Source organism: Fluviicola sp. (assembly GCF_030151805.1).
Lineage (GTDB): Bacteria > Bacteroidota > Bacteroidia > Flavobacteriales_D > Crocinitomicaceae > Fluviicola.
In genome coordinates this window covers 1-4,908 of record NZ_JASLCN010000138.1, presented here as the reverse complement: position 1 = coordinate 4,908, position 4,908 = coordinate 1, and the positions used below count along the sequence as shown (strand labels likewise).

Annotated in this window: 3 protein-coding genes; 2 read left to right on the top strand and 1 reads right to left on the bottom strand. The window is 42.0% G+C overall.

Features of this window, described 5'->3' with window-relative positions; translation table 11 throughout:
- Positions 1-244: 244 nt before the first annotated feature.
- Positions 245-1,600: an NADP-specific glutamate dehydrogenase gene (gdhA, locus tag Q1V93_RS05320; protein WP_300662480.1), complete on the bottom strand. Its 1,356-nt coding sequence runs from the start codon at positions 1,598-1,600 to the stop codon at positions 245-247.
- Positions 1,601-1,810: 210 nt separating this feature from the next.
- Between gdhA and Q1V93_RS05315 the strand changes: the two genes are divergently transcribed.
- Positions 1,811-2,194: a hypothetical protein gene (locus tag Q1V93_RS05315; protein ID WP_300662478.1), complete on the top strand. Its 384-nt coding sequence runs from the start codon at positions 1,811-1,813 to the stop codon at positions 2,192-2,194.
- 23 nt (positions 2,195-2,217) lie between these two features.
- Positions 2,218-4,743 (top strand): gliding motility-associated C-terminal domain-containing protein, encoded by a 2,526-nt coding sequence (locus Q1V93_RS05310; RefSeq protein WP_300662476.1) that lies wholly within the window; start codon positions 2,218-2,220, stop codon positions 4,741-4,743.
- The last annotated feature ends 165 nt before the right edge of the window (positions 4,744-4,908 follow it).

The window sequence follows — 4,908 nt, the reverse complement described above, 5'->3', positions numbered from 1 at the left end:
GAGTTTTGAATGCTTTCGCGTAATGCGGCGTAGTTTACAGGTTTTCGAGTACGGCCTAGCCTTTTTGCTTACTTTTTTGGCAATGAAAAAAGTAAGAGAAATTAGGTAAGAGTGCAAGATGTGCCATGTAATGGGAAATCGCCCCTTGAGTGGAGGACTAAGAAGGAGGGTGGAAGATATACACTTAAAAACAAAAAACCGCCTCGATTACTCAAGACGGTTTCAGGGATATTTATTTTTTCGATTATACCAAACCTTGGTCAATCATAGAATCAGCAACTTTTACGAAACCTGCAACGTTTGCACCTTTCACATAGTCAACCGTTCCGTCTGCTTCTTTACCGTATTTCACACAAGCTTCATGAATCGAAATCATGATACCGTGTAATTTAGCATCCACTTCTTCAGCAGACCAGCTCATACGAAGCGAGTTTTGTGACATTTCCAATCCGGAAGTTGCAACACCACCTGCGTTGGAAGCTTTCCCCGGAGAGAACAATACTTTCGCTTTTTGGAATGCAAGGATTGCTTCCGGTGTTGAAGGCATGTTTGCTCCTTCTGCCACACAGATTACCCCGTTAGCGATCAAAACTTCAGCTTCTTCACCGTTCAATTCATTTTGAGTCGCACATGGAAGAGCGATATCAACTTTCACTTCCCATGGGCGTTTTCCTGCGATGAATTTTGCAGATGGATATTGCTTCACATATTCCTCGATACGACCGCGTTTTACATTCTTCAATTCCATGATGAAATCCAGCTTCGCAGCGTCGATTCCTTCAGCGTCGTAAATGTATCCGGATGAATCGGAAAGAGTCACAACTTTAGCACCCAATTGAGTTGCTTTTTCACAAGCATATTGAGCAACATTTCCGGAACCTGAAACAGCTACGATTTTTCCTTTGAACGAATCTTCTTTCGTAGCAAGCATTTCTTTCGCGAAATATACCGTTCCGTATCCGGTTGCTTCCGGACGAATCAAAGATCCACCCCAGTTGCGCGCTTTTCCTGTCAATACTCCTGTGAATTCGTTACGAATACGTTTGTATTGACCGAACATGTATCCGATCTCACGACCACCAACACCGATATCACCTGCAGGTACATCCGTATCAGCTCCGATGTGACGGGACAACTCAGTCATAAATGATTGACAGAATTTCATCACTTCATTATCCGATTTTCCTTTCGGGTCAAAATCAGAACCACCTTTACCACCTCCCATAGGAAGAGTAGTCAATGAGTTTTTGAAAATTTGCTCGAATCCTAAGAATTTCAAGATAGAAAGGTTTACAGAAGGATGGAAGCGCAAACCTCCTTTGTATGGTCCGATAGCAGAGTTGAATTCAACACGGTAACCGCGGTTAACCTGAATTTCACCTTTGTCATCCAACCATGGAACTCTGAAAATAATGGTTCTTTCCGGCTCTACAATACGGTCTAAAATCTTAGCCGTTTTGTATTTAGGATTTTCTTCGATGAATGGAATTACTGTTTCGGCAACTTCCTGAACAGCTTGTAAAAATTCCGCTTCATGTCCGTTTGAAGCCTCCACTTTTTTCATGAATGCGTCAATTTGAGCTTGGTATTTACTTGACATATTTTTAATGCATTTATTTTACGTGGAGCAAATGTAATTAATTTTAAAAACGAAGCAGAAAATTTATAGAACATTAATTGGCAATTCAATTTTAATCAATGGGAACCCCATTTTGTTGGTTAGAAAGCGATTATTGATAATATTTTCGAAAGGAGTAGACAACCTAAAATTAATAATCCCGTCTTTTGTACAATTAAAACCCGAATTGAAATGAAAAAATACATCCTACTATTCGTTTTCGGCATTGTCTTTTCAAGTATTGATTCCTTTGGTCAAGTTTACGAAAAGATTTATGAATTGTCCGGAACAGAGGTACAAAACAAGATGAATCAGAATAAAATTGCCGGCATAGATATTTTGTCGGGAGTGAGAACTCATCACGTGATCGGACTAGCCGGAATCGGTGTTTCCCAGAAAGCATCTTTAGAAACGATATTGAATAATGATGCGAGAGTCATCTCGTTTGTTTTGAGTGAAGATGCTACATCTTTGGTTTTGGAGTCACAAGCTGTTTTAACAAAAGAAGAGTTTACAGCTTTGATTCAAGTGATTAATGGCGTTGTTACAGGTTACGCTGCAGAATATTCTATCTAACCCTACACAAGAGATTTTATCCTATGAAAACAATCAAACATATTTTATCAGGCTTGGGATTATTCCTTGGACTGAGTGTTGCAGCTCAGGTTTCGCCGGGAGCTTCCTGTTCTCAGGCGGGGTGTTCCATTTCAGGATCATACCAGAACTTAACAGGCGTACCAAGTATGGGAACTTACGGATGTTTGTTCTCCACACCCAATCCAAACTGGTTGGCGATCGGTATCGGTACATCAGGAAGTATCCACTTAACATTGACCCAATCGACAAACGGAGGAAACCCTATTGACGTAGATTTTGCGCTTTACGGGCCTTTTACGAGCGTTTCCGCCGGTTGTCCTATCGGTCCGAATACACCAACTGTGGATTGTTCTTATTCAGCAGCAGCAACGGAATCGGTTGATATCAATAATGCGGTTGCAGGACAAGTATACATCTTATTGGTAACAAACTTCAACGGTCAGGCAGGAAATATCAGCTTACAGCCAAATACCGGTACTCCTTCAACAGGAACTGTAAACTGTGCGATTAACTTCAGTGCTACGACTACTCAAACGCCGGCTACATGTAACCAGCCAACAGGTAGTGTTACTGTAACACCGGTTGGTGGTTTCCCTCCATATACCTATTCATGGAATATCCCGGGAAACCCCACAACTCAAACTGTAAACAACGTGCCTCCGGGAACTTATACAGTTACAGTTACTTCCGGACCGAACCCGACAACCGGACAAACAGTAAACCCGACAACTGCAACAGTTACGGTAACGAATATCAATGCAACTTACAGTGCAACTTCCACTCCGGCTTCTTGCCCGATGGGACATAACGGAACTGCAACTGCAAACTTTAGCGTACCTGGAAACCCACCGGGAGTAACAGCTACTTATCATTGGAATGATCCTGCAGGGCAAACTACACAAACTGCAACAGGACTTTTACCTGGAACATATGTTTGTACCATTACATTGTCAAGCGGATGTACAGGAACTGCAACAACAACTGTTGGAGCGAATCCGGTAGCTTACTCAAGTACTTCTACTTTGGTATCATGCCCGGGAGGTTCAGATGGTACAGCGACAGCTACCATGGCTCCCGTAGTTGGAACCTTATCTTATGCATGGAATGATCCTGCAGCTCAAACATCTCAAACAGCAACCGGATTATCTGCAGGAAGTTATTCTTGTGTGATTACATCAAACATCGGATGTACGGGAACAGTAAACGTAACAGTTTCGGAAATTCCGGGAATGCTTGCTAATTTCTCTACAATAACCGATGTGAGTTGTCACGCAGGAAGCGACGGAATCTTGTCTGTTGCCGTAACACAGGGTACAGCTCCATATTCTTATGTATGGGATCACTCGGCTTCTACAACGAATACTGCAAGTGATTTAAAAGTAGGAAATAACACAGTGACGATCACGGATGCGAAAGGATGTATCATTTCGAAAAGCCAGGTGCTGAATGAGCCTCCTCCGCTACAAATTACATTCCTGACTCAGGACTTGATTATTTGTCCGGAATCATCTACCACTTTGAGTGTTCAGGGAACAGGTGGTAATGGAAGCCAGTATTACACATTTACATGGAAAGAAAATGGAATAGTGATCGGAACAGGAACATCCATTGAAGTTGACCCGGTATCATCAGGAACACAGTATTGTGTTGAGTTAACGGAACAATGTGGTTCTCCGTCTACAGATTCTTGTATGTTGATTCACTTCCCGACACCGATTGTACCGGTATATGTATCGAACAAACCTTATTCTTGTTTGCCGGGAGATTTTATTTTCTCTTTGGACACAACAAATCTTGATCAGGATGATCTGATTGATTCGGTAGTGGTTGATTTCGGAAATGGTCAGGTGGGAACAGTTTATGGAACAGATAGTATTCACTATATCTATACACAAGCGGGAATTTATACCATGAACGTTACGGTAACTTCCGAATTAGGATGTGTTACAACAGCAACGTTCGCCGGAATTGCAAATGTGATTGCAAACCCAGTGGCTGATTTCACATTCTCTGCAAACCCGACAACCATTTTTGAAACGGTCGTTAAAATGCAGGATAAATCAAGTCCGAATGTTGTAAACTGGACTTGGTCTGCTCCGGGATCGAATCCGAATACCAGTACATATCAGAGCCCGACATTCCATTATCCGGAAGGTGTTGTAGGTAAGTATCCCATCCAATTGATCGTTGAAACACCGGAAGGATGTGTAGACACTGTGGAACATATCTTGTCAGTAATCAGCGACATTATTTTCTATGCGCCGAATGCATTCACTCCGGATGGAGATGAGTTCAACCAAAGCTGGAAATTCTATGTTTCAGGAATTGATGAGTACAATTTCGAATTGTTGATCTTCAACCGTTGGGGAGAAATCATCTGGGAAACACACGATGTAAACTCTTCATGGGACGGAACGTACAACGGTCAGCCGGTTACAACAGGTGCTTACACCTGGATTGCAAGGGTGAAAGATGTCTATACCGACTCCAAGAAAACCTTTAACGGTGCAATCAATGTTTTAAAATAAAACTTCGACTACTTTTATATATCCGGGGAGCTCTGCAATTCAATTTGCAGGGCTCTTTTGTTTTGGCCAGTTCCGGAATTTAAATGGTGCTTTCATTCTGTGCAGATATTGATTTGTATAATGAATCCGTCAAACGATTAGCAGCATGTTATCTGTGTAAATCTG